The organism is Pilimelia terevasa, assembly GCF_014647915.1.
In the GTDB taxonomy this organism is placed as follows: Bacteria; Actinomycetota; Actinomycetes; order Mycobacteriales; family Micromonosporaceae; genus Pilimelia; species Pilimelia terevasa.
The window spans coordinates 265773-281850 of the sequence record NZ_BMQC01000002.1 but is presented as its reverse complement, the minus strand read 5'-3'; the positions used below and the strand labels follow the sequence as shown (position 1 = coordinate 281850).

Below are 16078 nucleotides of genomic sequence, written 5' to 3'. Positions count from 1 at the left end.
GAGGACCACCACATGTCGGCACCCGCTCGGCACCGCGGCCGGCCCGGCCCCTGGCAGCGCCTGCGTGGGCGCGCCCAGGCCCCGGCCCCGGGGCCGCTGGAGCAGGCCGCGCTCGCGGCCGCCGACCTGGCGCCCCTGGACACCGCCGGCCTGGCCGTCGACACCACGAACGCCCCCCCGGTACCGCAGCCGGAGCGCGACGCCTACCCGCCGGTCCCGGCCGACTGGGCGGCGGATCCGGCCGCGTACGGGACCGGTCCGGCCGACGCGGGCAACCACGGGGCCGACGCGTGGCCCGACGACGAGGCGGACGCACGAAACGAGGCGGACGCCCGAAACGATGAGGCGGAGGCGGAGAACGACGACGCGGACGCGGGGTACGACGACGCGGAGCAGCCGTCCGCGGCGGAGGCGCCGACCACTGCCGACCCGGCCGACGCGGACCCGGACGACGCCGGCCCGCGCGACTTCGACCCACCCGCTCCCCCGGTCGCACCGATCCCGGCTGTCGCACCCGTCCCCGCTGTCGCACCCGTCCCGCCTATGGCGCCTGTCCCAATGGCCTCGGCGCCCACACCGGACACTCCCGCGACCGGACAGCACCCGCACCCCACCGCCGTGCCGGACCCGCGGCCGGAAACCGACGTACCGCCCGCTCCCGTCGAGCCTCCCCGCACCACGCCGACCCCGCCGACTGCCCCGCCGCTGCCTGCTCCCGCACCTCAGTCCCCGGTCGCCGCGGCTCCGCCGGCTCCCGCGCCGGTACAGGCGCCCCCCGCAGCCGCCGTACACGCGCCCGCCACCGCGCCGCTGGGGCTCTCCGCCGCCATCGCCGCGCGCGGCGGCGAGGCGCCTGTCTCCACGTTCGCGGCGCCGGTCCGCCCGGTGCCCGGTCCCGCTCCCGCCCGGATCGGCCCCGGCGCCGCCTGGGCGACCCGCGCCGCTGCCTCCCCCGCGCCGTCGCCGTCGGCACCGGCCGGCCCGCTGCGCCTGACGTCGCTCCAGAAGGCCGGCGACCTCGGCGTCACCGCGCTGTCGCTGGTCCGGCGGCTGACGCTGGCGCTGGCGGTGGGGATGCTCGCCTGGTCGCTGATCCCGGTGGCGTTCGGCTGGCAGACATCGGTGGTCATCTCGGCGTCCATGGCGCCGGCCATCCGCGTCGGCGACGTCGTGGCCACCGCCCCGGTCAAGGCGGCCGACGTGGCCAAGCTGCCCAAGGGCAGCGTCATCCTCATGGACGACCCGGCCAAGCCGGGCAAGCTGCTGCTGCACCGCCTCGTCCGGCACCGCAAGGACGGCACCGTGATCACCAAGGGCGACGCCAACAAGGCCAACGACTCCACCCCGGTGGAGGCGGACAAGGTCCGGGGCGTCGCGCGCCTGCGGATCCCCGTCGTCGGCCTGCCCGTCCTGTGGATGCAGCACAAGCAGTGGCCGCCGCTGGCCGCCCTCGGCGTACTGGTGTCGATCATCGTGCTCTGGCAGCCGAAGCGCCCCACCCCGCACTGACCCGTACCCACTGATCAGGGACCCGCCGGCACCGCCGGGCGGTCCCCGGACGACGCCTGGGCGCACCCCCACGCATCGACATCACTGACTGCAACCGGATGGCATCCCAGGGGCAACGGCGATCGCACGCACCTGCCGGAGCGTGGTAGCCGGGCACCGACCACCCGACGTGCCCAGGGGGAGGAAACACCACATGCGCAGGCCAGCCCACATCGGGATCAGCATCCTGGCGACGCTCGGCATCGCGATCGGCACGTTCGCCGGCACGCCGGTCACCGCCGCGGCCGCCAACGCCATGGGCGTCATCAAGGTCTCCGGCGGCAAGCTCAACATCCGCTCCGGCCCGTCCACGGTGTCCGCCCGGACCAGCCAGCTCGCCAGCGGCACCCGTGTCGCCCTGATCTGCCAGGTGGTCGGGCAGAAGATCTACGGCACCGTCCGCACCACCAACCTGTGGAACCGCCTCTCCGGCGGCCGGTACGCCTCGGACGCCTACGTCGTGCGCGGCACGGCGGCCGTCCCCCGCTGCGGCGCCGGCGGGCAGGTCTCCCCGCCCGTGGCCAAGCCGAGCACGCCCGCCACCGGCGTCGTCGTCAGCCGGTCCGGCTGGACCGCCCCGGTCCCCGGCGCCGCCGGCAGCGGCTTCCGCACCGCGTCGCGGCCCGGCCACGACGGCATCGACATCGCCGTCCGCAAGGGCGCGGCGCTGCGCGCGGCTGCGGCAGGCCAGGTCATCGGCGTCTACTGCAACGTCCCGCGCGGCTACAGCTGCGACAAGGACGGCTCGGTCAACATCAGCGGCTGCGGCTGGTACCTGGAGATTGTGCACGCGGCCGACGTGGTGACCCGGTACTGCCACCTCGCCCGCAAGCCGTTCGTCAGCGTCGGCCAGCGGGTCAGCGCCGGGCAGCTCATCGGCATCACCGGTTCGTCCGGCAACTCCTCCGGCCCGCACCTGCACTTCGAGATCCACGTGCACGCGCCCCCGGCGACCCACGCCAACGCGATCAGCCCGCTGCCGTTCCTCAAGCTCAAGGGCGTCGTCCTGAAGTAACGCCCGGCCGCCGCACCGCGGTTCCCGGGTACGCGGAAGCCCCGGCTCCCGGTGGCATGAGAAGTCATGTCACCGGCGGCCAGGGCTTTCGCCGTCTCCGGGTTTCGGCCCCGGTGTCCCCGGGTCAGGCGAAGCGGAAGACGAGCGGGAAGGCCAGCACGACCGTCCAGGCCCACGCGCCGTACGCCGCGAGGTAGCGGGTCTGCCACAGCTCCAGCCGGGCGAACGCCGCGCGCCCGCGCACGAAGGCCAGGAACAGCCAGGCCGACCACGCCAGGTTGGTGAGCAGGATGAGGTTCTCCCCCACCGCCGCCGTCTTGTTGGGGCTGAAGCCCCACTCGCTGATCCGCCCGGTGATCGCCACGAGCACCATCGCGTCGATGACCAGCGCGCTCACCACGAGGGCTAGTTGCAGGCGGTCGAACAGCCCCGGCGGTGCCGCCAGGTCGCGCGCCGAGATGGCGTACAGCAGCAGGCCCAGCACCACGACGAGCAGCAGGTCGAAGATGATGAGGACGTCGCGCTCGATGTCGATGCCGTTGTTGGTCCAGACGACGGCGACCAGGAACGCCGACAGCGCGACCGCGAACAGCGGCGTGAAGACGCGGGTCAGCACCGGCGCCATGTTCTCGATGACGCTCTGCTTGGCCTCCACCAGCCACGCCGCCACCGTCACCGCGGCCATCGCGCCGCACGGCAGCACCCACTGGAAGATCGCCACCTGGGCGTCGACCCCGATGGCCTCGAAGGTCCCGGCCGTGAACGCCATCAGCACGCCGCCGCCCAACCCGAGCAGCACGAAGTAGATCAGCCACTCCCCAGTGAACCGGATGAAGTCCATCCGCCGCCGGCTCTCGCCCCACTCCCCGCCCACGTAGGCCACGCCGACGGCCAGCCACAGCGCGAGCGGCAGGTGGATCGCCGTGAGCGCGATGCTCTGCGACTCCTGCGCCAGCGGGTAGGCGTTGGCGGCGACGCCGCCGACGGCGAACAGCGCCGCCAGCACCGCGACGACGCGTACGCCGACCTGGCGCTTCCAGGCGAAGTAGGCGGCCATCGGCGGCAGGGCGAACAGGCTGAGGTTAAGCGCGTAGAAGCGCGTGTCGTCCTCCTCCATGTCGACCCCGAACAGGCCCGGAACCTTGATCGCCACGGCGGCCAGGGCGGCGCACAGCAGCATCACCGGCAGGTCCCGGCGGGACCGGGCGGCGGCGGGCGGGTCCGGTTCGGCGGGCAACACGAGCTGCTTCCACAGCCGCTCGGAGTGCTCGCGGGCGAACTCCCGGGACAGCTCGTCGAGGCTGCCCATCCGCTTGACGGCGATGAGGAACGCCTCGTCGGGGCGCAGTCCCGCGCCGGTCAGGTCGGCGATCCGGCCGCGGAGGTGGTCCTCCAGCTCGTCGGCGTCGGGCCGGTGCAGCTCCCGGCGGCGGTCCATGTAGGCCCGCCACTCCGCGATCTGGCCCTCCAGTTCATTGTCGCTCCCGACGGTCATCCGCCCACCTCCCACAGCAGCGCCGGCATCGGCCTGACGAACTGCGTGGCGCTCCAGACACCGCGCAGGGTCTCGACCACCGCGGCCCACTGCTGCCGCTGCGCGGCCAGCTCGGCGCGGCCCTGCTCGGTGATCCGGTAGTACTTGCGGCGCCGGCCCCCGTCGGGGGTCTCCCAGGCCGAGTCGACGTGGCCGAGCCGCTCCAGCCGGTGCAGCAGCGGGTACAGCAGCCCCTCGGTCCACTCCAGTTGCCCGCCGGACAGCTCGTCGACCTGCCGGAGGATGGCGTAGCCGTAGCTCTGCCCCTCGGCCAGGATCCCGAGCACCAGCGGCGTCGCCGACGCGGCGACCAGGTCTTTCGTGATGCGCATGCGCAACCGCCCCTAACCCTAGAACTGCAATGCATAGTAGTTCTAGGTATCAGGGTCTGGCAATCACCGTACTACCGACAGTGAGATGAGCCGTTCGGCCGCCAGCAGGGGCGTTTCCCGCCGCGCGGAATCGAAGGCGCCCCGCGACGCGCTGTTACAAGTCGGGCTGCTCGTAGCTGTCCGCCATCCGGGCCACCGTGGCGGGATCGGCCGCGCCGCGGTAGACGCGGATGTCGTCGACCTCGCCGCGGAGGTAGTGCCCGAAGCGGCCGCCGACGACCCTGGACCGGCCGACCTGAAGTCCTGCGACGGCGTTCCACGGCGCGAAGTCCGCCGGCATCGTCGCCGCGCCGATCGCCCTCCCGTCCGCGTACAGCCGCACGGTGCGCGATGCCGTGTCGACGACCGCGGCGAGGTGCTCGCCGTCGCGGTCGGTGGACAGCAGGACCGCGCTGAGGACGGTCAGCTCCCTAGCGGCCACCGCGTCGCCGCCGGTCAGGACGACCTCCCAGCGGCCCGCGTCGTCGTCCGCTTCCCAGCGACAGCGGACCTCGAAGGCAGCGCGGCGGACGCCCGCCTGCGACAGCACCGCCATGGGCTCCCCCTTGCCACACCCCTCAGCGGACAGGCGCACCCGCGCGGCGACGGTGAAGCTGTCCGAGGTGTCGATCGGTGACTTCTCGACGAAGGCGTACCCGTCGCGGCCGTCCAGGCTGCCCAGGAAGCCGGTACCCACCAACGGCGTGACGCCGGCCGAGGCGGCGTCAACGACGCGGGCGGCGCCGCCCAGCGCCATCGGCACACCGCCGCGCTGCTCGGGGCTGACCTGTTCGCCGTCCCCGCCGTGGGTGTGATTGAGCTGCCAGTAGCCCTGCCGCGTCGCCGGGCGGACGGACAGCGCCTCGACCTCCGGCGCCACGAGCACCCGGTCGTACAGGGCCGCCTCGGAGACCAGGCCCGTCCACGTCTCGCCGTAACCGTCGTCGAGCTTGCGGCGGCCGACCTGCACGGCGCCGGCCGCACCCCACCCCGGCGCGGCGCGGCTCACCGCCGGCTCCGCCCTGCCATCGACGAAAAGCTGCACCGTCCCGCGGTACCTGTCGAACACCGCCGCCAGGTGGACCCACCGCCGGGCGGCCGCGTCGGCGGCGCTGGCCACCGTCGTGGCAGCGGCGTCGGAGGCGTCGGAGTCACGGACGGCGAACACCCACTTACCGGCGCTCGCGCCGAGCCAGAACTGACTGCCCCGAGCACCATCGACACTCAGCAGCGACCGTGCGCCGGGCACGTCGTCGCGCCACGCCCACGCGCTGACCGAGAACGATTCGGCACCGTTGATGCTGTCGGCCGGCGGGCCGGCCAGGTAGCTGTCCCGGACGCCGGTCAGCCCCACGGCGCGGCTGGTCGGGCAGCCGCTGACGGCACACTTCGGACCGGGTGCACCCGGAATCGCGCCTGCGGCGACCCGCAGCGGAAGGCGCGCCCGCGCGTCCGCGATCTGGGCCGCGCCCGCACCTTCGTTCATCGCCCACTCAGCCACGGACCGCCGGGACGAGACGGGGAACGTGCACGTCGCCGATCCGGTCGCCTGCCCCGCACCGTCCACGGCCAGCACGGACAGCGCGTGCCACCCGGACCGCTGCGCCTGCCACGACCGGATGAGGGCGACACCGCCGACCACCGGGACCGTCCTGTCGGGGTCCGGCCCGCCGTCGAAGCCGTAGCGGAACGCCTTGGTGTCCGCGTCGTCGGACTCCAGCCGGAACGTGTCGTAACCGCCCACCGCCGCACGGGGGTTCTCCGCCGGACCCGGTTCGGGGCAGTCGAGCGTGGAGCCCGGCGCCCGCGGCAGGAACACCTCCGAGCTGACCCGCACCTGCCCGGCCCGTCCGGCCGCCGCTGTCGCGGCGTCCCCGGCGGCGGATACCGGCGAGGTGGGCAAGGTCGCACCCGCCGCCGCCACCAGCACCGCCGACAGCATCGCCAGCCGGTATCCCATCGGACCCCCAGATCGCCACCCGCCCGCCGGACCGGCGCGCGACGGTTCGCGGATACCGTAGGGCGCGCCCTGAAGTTCGTCAATATGTAGATTCCCGACACTACTGACGTTCAGGCGGGCTATCGGCAGGAAACGCACACCTGTAGTTCTCTGTACTTCCGAATGCCGCCGGTTCTCGCGTTCGGGTGCTCGGCGGGGGGCGCGGACGGAAAAATGGGCGCATGAACCGTTCGTCCGCCTCGGTCGTCCTGCTCGCCAGCGGCAGCGAGCGCGACTTCCGCGCCTGCCTGGAGTCCCTGGCCCCCACGCTCGGCCTGCGCGACGAGGTGGTCTGCGTCGTCGACCCGGCGGACCGGCCCCGGGCCGCCCTGCTCAGGGCCCACCCGAAGATCACTGTCCTGCCGCTGGCCGATCCCGAACCGGCCGACCGCTGGCGGGCCGGGATCGCGGCGACCACCCACCCGGTCGTGGTGCTGCTCGACGGCGACGTCATCCTGACCGCGCACTGGCTGGACCAGGTCGTGCGCGCCGTCGACGAGCCGGGCGTGGTCGCCGCGGGGCCGCGCTGCCACCGCAGCGCCGGCCCCCAGGCGGCGGAGGTGCCCGAGTCCGCGCTCGGGACGGTGGCCACGTTCGGCGCGTTCGCCCGCCGGTGGCGCCAGGAGAACCGCGGCGGCGTCACCGACGTCGACGCGCTCGGGGCGGTCTGCGTGGCCGCCCGGCGCGAGGCGCTGGCGGCCGTCCCGCTGGTCGAGGCCCGGATCGGGTACGCCGAGCTGGCCGCCGCCGGCCGGATCGTCGTCGTGGACGGCGCGCTGGTCGCGCACGTCGGCGCGGCCGCCTGCGCCCTGCGCGGTACGCCCGCGGAGGCGCCGGTGCTGGTGTCGGCGAGCATGATCGTCAAGAACGAGGAGCGGGTGCTCGGCGACAGCCTCGACGCCGTGCGCGACTTCGTGGACGAGATCGTCGTGTACGACACGGGGTCCACCGACCGGACCCGCGAGATCGCCGCCGCGCACGGCGCCCGGGTGGTCGAGGGCTACTGGAACGACCACTTCGCCGACGCCCGCAACCGCGGCATCGACGAGTGCCGGGGCGAGTGGATCATCGTGGTGGACGCGGACGAGGCCGCCGCGGGGGACCCGGACGCCCTGCGCCGGACGCTCGCCACGACGCGGGCCGACACGTTCCTGGCGATGGTCTACAACGCCAAGGACACCGGCAGCAACGCGCTGTGGTCCACCCGGGTGTTCCGCCGCCGCTTCGCCCACTACCGCGGCCGCCTCCACGAGCAGGTCGTGGACCGCGTCACCGGCGGCGGCGTGGTCGGGCCGAAGCTGGACGTCGCCACGCTCTCCCTCGCCCACTCCGGCTACACGACCGCGCGCATCGCCGCCAAGGACAAGTCCGCGCGCAACCTGGAACTGGCCCGCCTCGCCGCGGCCGACGACAGCGCCCCGATGACGGCGTTCGTCAACCTCGCCCGCTCGGCGCTGCTGGTCGGCAACCTGGACGAGGCCATCGGGGCCGCCGAGCGCGGCCTGCGCCGCGAGGGCGACCGGGTGCCGACGCTCATGCTGCTCACGGTCCTGGTGCGGGCGTACGCCGAGCACGGGCAGCTCGCCGAGGCGCACGCCACCCTCGACCGGCTGCGCGGCATGGACGCCTCGGCCGCGACGGTCGTCCCGGCCGAGGTGCGGCTGCTGCTGGCCGAGGAGTCCTACGCCGAGGTACTCGACCGGATCCGCGCCTTCCCCGACCGGACCACCGACGACATGCTGCTGGTGGTCGGCCGCGACCAGCTCGCGAATCTGGAGATCGCGGCGCTGGCGGGCCTGGAGCGGCACGAGGAGGCCGCCGGGCGGCTGCGGGCGGTTCTCGGGCAGGGCGACCTGCCCCTGTCGCTGGTCACGACGGCGCGGGTGCTGGAGCGGGCCGGCGGGGGTATCGACACGGTCGCCGAGATCTTCCCGGCCGACCGGCTGCGCACGCTGCTGGCCGCCGTCGTCAACGAGCCTGCGCCGCTGGTAGACGCGCTGGCCGACGCGCTGTGGCAGCGGCACGAGGGGCACCCGGTGCCGTTGGCGCTCGGGGCGCGGGTCGGCCCCGCGCTGACGCCCGACCGGGCGCTGGAGTGGTCCGCCCGGCTGCGCGCGCACGGGCACGCGGCCGACTGCCCGCTGCTGGCGCTGGCGCAGGAGAAGTCGCGCACCCCGCGGGACCGGGTGCGCGCGGCGGCGGTCGCCCTGGCGACGTTCGGCGACGGCGCGGCGGTGCCGCTGCTGGAGCAGGCCCTGGCGGCGGTACCGGCGACGGACCACGAGACGGTGATCGCCGACCTCCGCCTCCTGCTCCCGGAGGTCGCCGCCTCGCTGACCCCCGCGGACTGACCAGTCCGGCCCGGGTGCGGGTCTAGCGGCTCTCGCCGGGTTCGCCCGCCTCGGCCGGCGGGGCCGTCGGCGGCGCGGCGGGGGGCGCGGGCTGGGGGGACGCGACCGGGGGCGGACCGGCGGGGCGGTGGGGACGCAGGAGGTTGGCGAGGTCGCGGACCGCCGAGTCCGACGGCGAGGCCGCCGCGCGGTTGGCGGCCTGGAGCTCGCGGTAGATCTCCTCGCGGTGCACCTGGATCTCGCGGGGCGCGCGGATGCCGATGCGGACCACGTCACCGCGGGTCTCCAGCACCGTGACGACGACCTCGTCGCCGATGTGCACGCTCTCGCCGGGGCGCCGGGTCAGGACAAGCATCTTCGCGCTCCTTAGGCCGCGGCCGTCAGTTCGGCACGCACCGGCAGGTCGCTGCCGCTGAGCACCACCTGGAGGGCCTTGCGGCTCACCTGGTCGATGAGGATCGGCGCCAGTTGGTTGGCGGTGCTCTCCGCCACCGACTCCCCGGTCGTGATGACGAGCAGGAGCAGGATGCGGGCCAGGTCGTCGGTCCCGAGCAGCTCCAGCGCCTCCTCGGGCACCTCGGGCGCGTACGCGGGGAAGAACGGCGCGGGCGGCGCCACGAGGAAGCGCAGCCCCGGGTCGTCCACGGAGGTCAGCGCATAGAGCAGGCCGTCCTCGTCCAGCCGGACCAGGGCGAAGGCGCGGTGCCGGGGGAAGCCCGGCAGGGGCGCGACGAACTCGATGACCGGCAGTTCACCGTCCGGCTGCTGGGTCATGTGCTCCTCGTCAACGAAGTCGGTCGGCCCGCCTGCGGCAGCCGGCGGGCCGGCGCCGTCAGCGGAGGAAGTCGACCAGCGACGGCTGGATGACCCGGGCGGTCGTGGACAGGGCCGCCTGGTAGGCCGTCTGCTGGATCTGCATCTCCATGATCGTCTTGGGCAGGTCGATGTCCTCGACGTCGGAGAGCTGCGTCTCCAGACTGAGGATCCGATCTCGGGCTGTTTGCCGCATTTGTTCCACGCGATTGTACTTCGAGCCGACGTTGGCGAGCTGCGTCTGGATGTTATTCATCGCCGTGTCGAGGTTGTCCAGGCCCGTACCCAGGCCCGCCTGGTTGCCGGCCCGCAGGTCGGTGGCGATCTGGGTCAGCAGCTCGAACATCTGCGTCGGGGTGCCGTCGGCGCCGAAGACCTCCGGGCCCGTGACGTCCACCCGCACCGTGGTGCCGTCGCCGACGGCGCGGTCGACGGTCCGGTTCGGGCCGGTCGGCTCGCCGTCGTAGACGCCCGCGGCGGTGTAGGCGGCGGGGCCGGAAGTCGTGCCGCCGAACACGGGGCGGTCCAGGTACTTGGTGTTGGACAGGTCGATGAGGGCGTCGCGGATGTTCTCGACCTCGACCGCGAGCGCCTCGCGCGCCGACACCGAGCCGCTGGTGCTGGCGGTGCGGCCGGTGAGCACGAGGTCGCGGGCGCGCCGGACGTGGTCGAGGCTGGTGGTCATCGTGTTGTCCAGCGTGCCGAGCCAGCCGATGCCGTCGTCGGCGTTGCGGGTGTACTGCTCCAGCGCCCGGATCTGGCCGCGGAGCTGGAGCGAGGACACGGCGCCGGTGGGCGAGTCCGACGGGCGCGAGATGAGCTTGCCGCTGGAGAGCTGCTCCTGGAGCCTGCCCGTCTGGTGCAGGTTGCTCTGCAGGTTGCGCATGACGCGCGCGGCGACCGACTGCTGGGTCGAGCGGATCGACAGTGCCATCTCCGATTACCTCCCGACCAGGCCGGTGCGGTTGATGAGGGTGTCCAGCGCTTCGTCGAGGCTGGTCAGGACGCGGGCGGCGGCCTCGTACGCCTTCTGGTAGCTGATGAGGTTCGTCATCTCCTCGTCGATGTTGACGCCGGAGTCGGCGAACCGCAGGGCGTCCATGTCACCGGTGACCCGGCCCTGGATGTCGGCACGGCGCTGCGCCGTCTGGGACTCGACGCCCAGTTTCACCACCGCGGAGCGGTAGATCGAGTCCGGGCCGTTGGTCGCGCTGCCGAGCTTGGACAGGGTGGTCGCCAGGCTGCCGTCGAGCGTGCCGTTGATCGTGCCCGCCGCCACCTCCTCGGGGAGGGTGAGGCCGACCGAGATCGTCCGGGCGGTCATGCCGATGACGCCCGCGCTGTTGTCGACGAACATGTCGCGGTTGGTGCCGCCGTCCAGGCCGACGCCGGTGCGGTGCCGGCTGTTGACCTCGTTGGCCAGGCTGACGGCCACGGCGTCCAGCTCCCCGGCGTAGCCGGGGATGATGTTGTTGAGCGTCTCCAGGCCGGCGCCCATCGTGCCGACCGTGACGACGGCTTCGAGGTTGTTGTCCGCCCAGCGCAGCTCGACCTCGGCGCCGGCCTGGTCCTCCAGGCGGTTGGCGCCCGTCGGGACGAGGTGCCGGGCGGTGGAGCCGCCGACGAGGGTGGAGCCGCCGATGTAGACGTCGACGGCGCCGTTCTCCCGGGCGACCGTGGTGGCGCCGGCCAGCTCGGCCAGCTCCATCAGGCGCAGGTCCCGCTCGTCCTTCATCTCGTTGGACGGCATCCCCGCGGCCGTGGCCTGGGTGATCGCCTGGTTGAGGGCGGCGACGGCGTCGGCGGCGTTGTTGAGCTGGGTGGTGTACGCGCCGAGCTGGGTGCTGGAGGTGTCCCACTGCGAGGAGAGGGCGTCGTAGCCGGCGCGCAGGCCGTCGGCGACGACCTCGGCGCGCTGGAGGAGCTGGTTGCGGGCGGCGGTGTCGCCGGGCCGGTTGGCCACGTCGCCGAAGCCGGCCCAGAAGTCGGTGAGCTGCGCGCCGAGCGCGGTGTCGCTGGGCTCGGCGAAGACGCCCTCGATCCGGGTGTACAGGTCCTGCTTGCCGGTCAGGTAGCTGGACTGCGCGTGCTCGGCCCGGCCGCGGGTCTCCAGGAAGTTGTCCCGGAGCCGGACGATGTCCTCGACCTTGACGCCGGCGCCGGCCTTGTCGGCGGGGGTGGCGAAGATGGCGGGCACCACGGCGCCGCCGGTGGGGACCATGTCGGCGCGCTGCCGGGAGTAGCCCGCGGTGTTGGCGTTCGCCACGTTCTGGCTGGCGACGTCCATGCCGCGGCGTTGGGCGTAGAGAGCGCTGAGTGCGGTGTTCAGCCCGCCGAAGGTACTCGCCATCAGATCGCCTCATCCACGAGTCGGGAACGCCGATCGGCGACGACGGACTGTCCGTCGCGGCCGTAGGTCTCGACCGAGCCGGCCACCATCGCCATGGTCTCCCGGGCGGCGCGCTGGCCGGCCGTGAGCAGGTCGCGGTTCGTCTCGGCCATGCCGCTGATCTCAGCGGTCAGGGTCAGGAAGGCCTTGCGGTGCTGGTGCAGCAGGTCGTTCCACGGCACGGGCGCGGCGTCGGCGATCTGCCCGAGGCTGGCGTCCGGGCTCATGCCCAGCTCGTCGGCGACGGACAGCGAGTGGGCGGCGCGCAGCACCTCGGTCTGCCGGATCTGCTCCAGCACCATCTCCACCTCGCGGGTGGCGTGGGCGAGCCAGCGGGAGCGGCCGGCGGTCAGCAGCAACTGCTCCTCCTCCAGCTTGAACAGGAGCAACTCCATCAACTCCCGCGTGCGGAACAGCACGCTCGACAGCTCCGTGAAGCTCACTGCTGTCCCCCTCGCTAGCGAAAGCCGGCCGGCGTCCGGCCTTGTACGACGTCTCCGTTCGGCACCGGGTGCCGCGGGCTGAGGAAACACCGCCCAGTACTGAACCCAAAGCAACCATCCAGCAACCGTCCGTGACCCGTCCTGGTACCCGTACCACCGGAAATTGGTTCTTGTCCGACGACGCCGAGCGCCTCCACCCAGGGAAAACGCCGGCACCGCCAGGAAGGGACCGCGATGACCACCACCGCCACCGCCACCCCCGTCAGCCGCGAGCTTGAGGACCTGATCCGCGCCCACATGCCGCTCGTCGGCCACCTGGTCCGCGAGATGCTCGGCCGGCTCCCCTCGCACGTCCAGCGCGACGACCTCACCTCCGCCGGCCTCGCCGCGCTGGTGACCGCCGCCAAGTCGTTCGACGCCGAGCGGGGCATCCCCTTCGCGCGGTTCGCCTCCACCCGCATCCGCGGCGCCCTGCTCGACGAGCTGCGCGGCCAGGACTGGGCCTCGCGCTCGGTCCGCCAGCGCGCCCGCCAGGCCGACACCGCCCGCCAGCAGCTCATCGCCACCCTGGGCCGGACCCCGACCCCCGCCGAGCTGGCCTCGGCCATGGGCGTCGGCGTGCACGAGATCGAGGCCGTCGAGGAGGACGTGCAGCGCGCCGTCGTCCTGAGCCTGCAGGGCTTCACGGCCGGTGCGGCCGAGGAGATGGTCACCGAGCGCACCCTGGGCCCCGAGGAGATGCTGCTGCACCGCGAGCGCATCGGCTACCTGCACGACGCGATCGAGGCACTGCCGGACCGCCTACGCCTGGTGGTGCAGCGCTACTTCCTCCGGGAGCAGCCGATGGCGGAGATCGCCGAGGAGCTGAACGTGACGGAGTCGCGGGTATCGCAGCTACGCGCCGAGGCGCTGGCGCTGCTCAAGGACGGCATCAACACCCAGCTCGACCCGGAGCTGGTGGCGCACAACGACCGCCCCGAGGGCTGTGTCGCGCGCCGCCGGGCGGCCTACTACGCCCAGGTGGCCGGCCGCGGCTCCCTGACGAGCCGGCTCGCCGCCACCAACGCCAACGGGATGCCCGTGGCCGTGCGCGTCGCCGCCTGAACTACCCGAAACTTTCTCAACTAAATTCCGGCCCCACCCTTAAGACAGCCCGTAGCACGCCGAATACAACGGGTGACCGGCCACGGACGGTCGGTGTACGACCCAATATCAAGGAGGAAAAGTCATGGGTCTCCGCATTAACCAGAACATCGCGGCAATGAACTCGTACCGTAACCTGTCGGTCACGGACAGCCAGATGGGTAAGTCGCTGGAGAAGCTGTCGTCGGGTTTCCGGATCAACCGGGCCGCCGACGACGCCGCTGGTCTGGCGATCTCCGAGGGCCTGCGCGCGCAGGTCGGTGGCCTGAAGGTCGCCGTCCGCAACGCGCAGGACGGTATCTCCGTGGTGCAGACCGCGGAAGGTGCCCTGACCGAGACGCACGCCATCCTCCAGCGGATGCGTGACCTCGCCGTTCAGGCGTCGAACGATGGTGCCCTGAGCGACACCGACAAGGCCAAGGCGGACGCCGAGTACCAGGAGCTCGTGCTGGAGCTCGACGACATCGCCAACAACACGACGTTCAACGGCACCAACCTCCTCGACGGCTCGTACGCCGCCAAGGACTTCCAGGTTGGCGCCAACGCCAACGAGACGCTCCAGATCACCATCGGTGACATGACTGCGGCCACGATCCTGGGCGCCGTCGGTGACCTGCTCGACTCCGCCAACGCTCAGACCGAGCTGGCGGCCGTCGACACCGCGATCGCGGCGGTCTCCGACCAGCGGGCGACTCTGGGTGCCACCCAGAACCGCCTGGAGCACAAGATCAACAACCTCAGTGTCACCGTGGAGAACCTGAGCGCCTCCGAGAGCCGGATCCGGGACACGGACATGGCCCAGGAGATGATGCAGTTCACCCGCAGCCAGATCCTGACCCAGGCCGGCACCGCGATGCTCGCCCAGGCCAACCAGGCCTCGCAGGGCGTCCTGCAGCTGCTCCGCTAATCCAAGCTGGGTAGCCCACAACTTAAAAGGCGTCAACACAACTGAATAGACAACTGAATAGACGGGGCGGCCGGCACACGCCGGCCGCCCCGTCCCCTAAGTAACGGACATCCTTTTCCCCGGAGGGGAGCTGACCATGGGTTCCATGAGCATCGACGGTCTCGCGAGCGGCCTCGGTACGACTGACCTCATCAACCAGCTCATGCAGATCGAGGCGCTGCCGCAGACAGCCCTGCGCAGCAAGGTCGACACGCAGAGCAAGGCGGTCACCGCCCTGCAGAGCGTCAACACCAAGCTGGCCAACCTGCTCAAGGCAGCCAAGGACCTCTCCGGCACCGGGGTCTGGGGCGCGATGAAGACGACGAGCAGCACGACTGCCGCCATCGCCACCGCCGACACCTCCGCCGCCGCCGGCTCGCTCACCTTCCGGGTCGACCAGCTCGCCGCCGCCCACACCGTCACCTTCGACGGCCGGGTCGGCGCCACCACCGACGCCGTGATCTCGGGCGCCACGCTCGACGTCCAGCTCGCCGACGGGACGGTCAGCACCGTCTCCCCCGCCAGCCAGTCGCTGTCCGACGTCGTCAAGTCGATCAACAACACCGCGAACGCCGCGTACACGGCCGCCGCGGTCCAGGTCGCCCCCGGGCAGTTCACCCTCCAGCTCACCGCCAAGGACAGCGGCGCCGCGGCGGCGTTCACCGCCCCCGCGCAGATCGACAGCCTCGGCCTCCAGGGTGTCACCACCCAGGGCGTCGACGCCCAGATCAGCGTCGGCGCCGACAACCCGTACACCGTGACCTCGGCGACCAACGCCTTCGAGGACGTCCTGCCCGGCGTGACCATCACCGCCGTGAAGAAGCAGACCGCCGGCGAGGACCCGGTCACCGTCTCGATCGCCGCCGACTCCGACGCCGTGGCCGAGAAGGTCAAGGCGCTGGTCGACGCCGCGAACGCCGCGCTGACGGACATCGCGGTACAGACGCGGACGAAGCAGGGGTCGACGACCGGCGGCGCGCTGGCCGGCGACTCGACCATGCGCCGGCTCGCGCAGGACATCCTCGGCGCCGTCGGCGGCGGTGGCGGCAGCGCCCTGGGCGCGTTCAGCGCCGTCGGCGTCCAGGTCACCCGGGACGGCGCCCTCACCTTCGACAAGGCGAAGTTCCAGACCGCCTACAAGGCCGACGCGGCCAAGACCCAGGAGTACTTCGACTCGTTCACCGACCGCAACCACGCCAACGCGGACGCCGACGTCTTCGACCCGGGCTGGGACACCGCCAACGGGCTGGCCCGCAAGCTGGAGGTCATCGGCCGGGTCGCCACCGAGGGCGTCCGGCTGCCCACCATGGCCGCCGGCAGCGCCAAGGAGGGCGTGCTCCAGGGCATGATCAAGCGCAAGAACGAGTTCATCGGCGACCTCAACGACCAGGTCTCCGCGTGGGACACCCGGCTGGAGACCCGCCGCACGATGCTCCAGCGGCAGTTCTCCAGCATGGAGACCGCGCTGAGCAGCATGAAGTCGCAGTCGAGCTGGCTGTCCAGCCAACTCGCCAGCCTCGGCTGAC

The 16078-nt window shown here is 72.6% G+C and carries 14 protein-coding genes; 6 read left to right on the top strand and 8 right to left on the bottom strand.

What is annotated here, in order from left to right:
* The first annotated feature begins 12 nt into the window (after positions 1-12).
* Together IEY75_RS21225 and IEY75_RS04275 are read left to right on the top strand one after the other, a co-directional pair.
* The gene (locus IEY75_RS21225; protein WP_189112857.1) at positions 13-1509 is read left to right on the top strand and encodes a signal peptidase I; all 1497 of its coding nucleotides are present in this window, start codon (positions 13-15) and stop codon (positions 1507-1509) included.
* A gap of 193 nt (positions 1510-1702) precedes the next feature.
* Complete coding sequence (locus tag IEY75_RS04275) at positions 1703-2563, top strand: peptidoglycan DD-metalloendopeptidase family protein (protein ID WP_229789339.1); 861 nt, start codon at positions 1703-1705, stop codon at positions 2561-2563.
* A gap of 124 nt (positions 2564-2687) precedes the next feature.
* On the opposite strand, the gene IEY75_RS04270 is transcribed toward IEY75_RS04275, so the two are convergent.
* The 3 genes from IEY75_RS04270 to IEY75_RS04260 all read right to left on the bottom strand — a co-directional run bounded on the left by IEY75_RS04270 (position 2688) and on the right by IEY75_RS04260 (position 6428).
* Entirely contained in the window at positions 2688-4058 is a 1371-nt protein-coding gene (locus IEY75_RS04270) for a permease prefix domain 1-containing protein (RefSeq protein ID WP_189112856.1), read from the bottom strand.
* Complete coding sequence (locus IEY75_RS04265; RefSeq protein WP_189112855.1) at positions 4055-4429, bottom strand: PadR family transcriptional regulator; 375 nt, start codon at positions 4427-4429, stop codon at positions 4055-4057. Before IEY75_RS04265 ends, IEY75_RS04270 begins: the two co-directional genes overlap by 4 nt.
* A gap of 154 nt (positions 4430-4583) precedes the next feature.
* Positions 4584-6428 carry a LamG-like jellyroll fold domain-containing protein gene (locus IEY75_RS04260; RefSeq protein WP_189112854.1) on the bottom strand — a complete coding sequence of 615 codons (1845 nt, stop codon included), beginning with the start codon at positions 6426-6428 and terminating at the stop codon, positions 4584-4586.
* A 221-nt stretch (positions 6429-6649) separates the two neighbouring features.
* Here IEY75_RS04260 and IEY75_RS04255 point away from each other — a divergent pair, with 221 nt between their 5' ends.
* Positions 6650-8818 carry a glycosyltransferase gene (locus IEY75_RS04255; RefSeq protein ID WP_189112853.1) on the top strand — a complete coding sequence of 723 codons (2169 nt, stop codon included), beginning with the start codon at positions 6650-6652 and terminating at the stop codon, positions 8816-8818.
* A gap of 22 nt (positions 8819-8840) precedes the next feature.
* On the opposite strand, the gene csrA is transcribed toward IEY75_RS04255, so the two are convergent.
* The 5 genes from csrA to flgN are packed head-to-tail and all read right to left on the bottom strand — an operon-like array spanning position 8841 to position 12463.
* Positions 8841-9173 (bottom strand): carbon storage regulator CsrA, encoded by a 333-nt coding sequence (csrA, locus tag IEY75_RS21545; RefSeq protein WP_189112852.1) that lies wholly within the window; start codon positions 9171-9173, stop codon positions 8841-8843.
* An 11-nt stretch (positions 9174-9184) separates the two neighbouring features.
* Positions 9185-9592, bottom strand: coding sequence for a flagellar assembly protein FliW (fliW, locus tag IEY75_RS04245; protein ID WP_189112851.1), 408 nt, complete (start codon positions 9590-9592; stop codon positions 9185-9187).
* Positions 9593-9650: 58 nt separating this feature from the next.
* Positions 9651-10565: a flagellin N-terminal helical domain-containing protein gene (locus IEY75_RS04240; protein WP_189112850.1), complete on the bottom strand. Its 915-nt coding sequence runs from the start codon at positions 10563-10565 to the stop codon at positions 9651-9653.
* A 6-nt stretch (positions 10566-10571) separates the two neighbouring features.
* The gene (gene flgK, locus IEY75_RS04235; protein WP_189112849.1) at positions 10572-11981 is read right to left on the bottom strand and encodes a flagellar hook-associated protein FlgK; all 1410 of its coding nucleotides are present in this window, start codon (positions 11979-11981) and stop codon (positions 10572-10574) included.
* Entirely contained in the window at positions 11981-12463 is a 483-nt protein-coding gene (gene flgN, locus IEY75_RS04230; RefSeq protein WP_189112848.1) for a flagellar export chaperone FlgN, read from the bottom strand. The genes flgK and flgN overlap by 1 nt, the downstream gene beginning before the upstream one ends.
* Positions 12464-12697: 234 nt before the next feature.
* On the opposite strand from flgN, the gene IEY75_RS04225 reads away from it, so the two are divergent.
* From IEY75_RS04225 to fliD, 3 genes are all read left to right on the top strand, one after another.
* Positions 12698-13567, top strand: coding sequence for a sigma-70 family RNA polymerase sigma factor (locus IEY75_RS04225; protein WP_189112847.1), 870 nt, complete (start codon positions 12698-12700; stop codon positions 13565-13567).
* A 124-nt stretch (positions 13568-13691) separates the two neighbouring features.
* A complete protein-coding gene (locus tag IEY75_RS04220; RefSeq protein WP_189112846.1) occupies positions 13692-14513 on the top strand; it encodes a flagellin N-terminal helical domain-containing protein in 822 nt (273 codons plus the stop codon).
* 145 nt (positions 14514-14658) lie between these two features.
* Positions 14659-16077, top strand: coding sequence for a flagellar filament capping protein FliD (gene fliD / locus IEY75_RS04215; RefSeq protein WP_189112845.1), 1419 nt, complete (start codon positions 14659-14661; stop codon positions 16075-16077).
* Position 16078 lies beyond the last annotated feature (1 nt).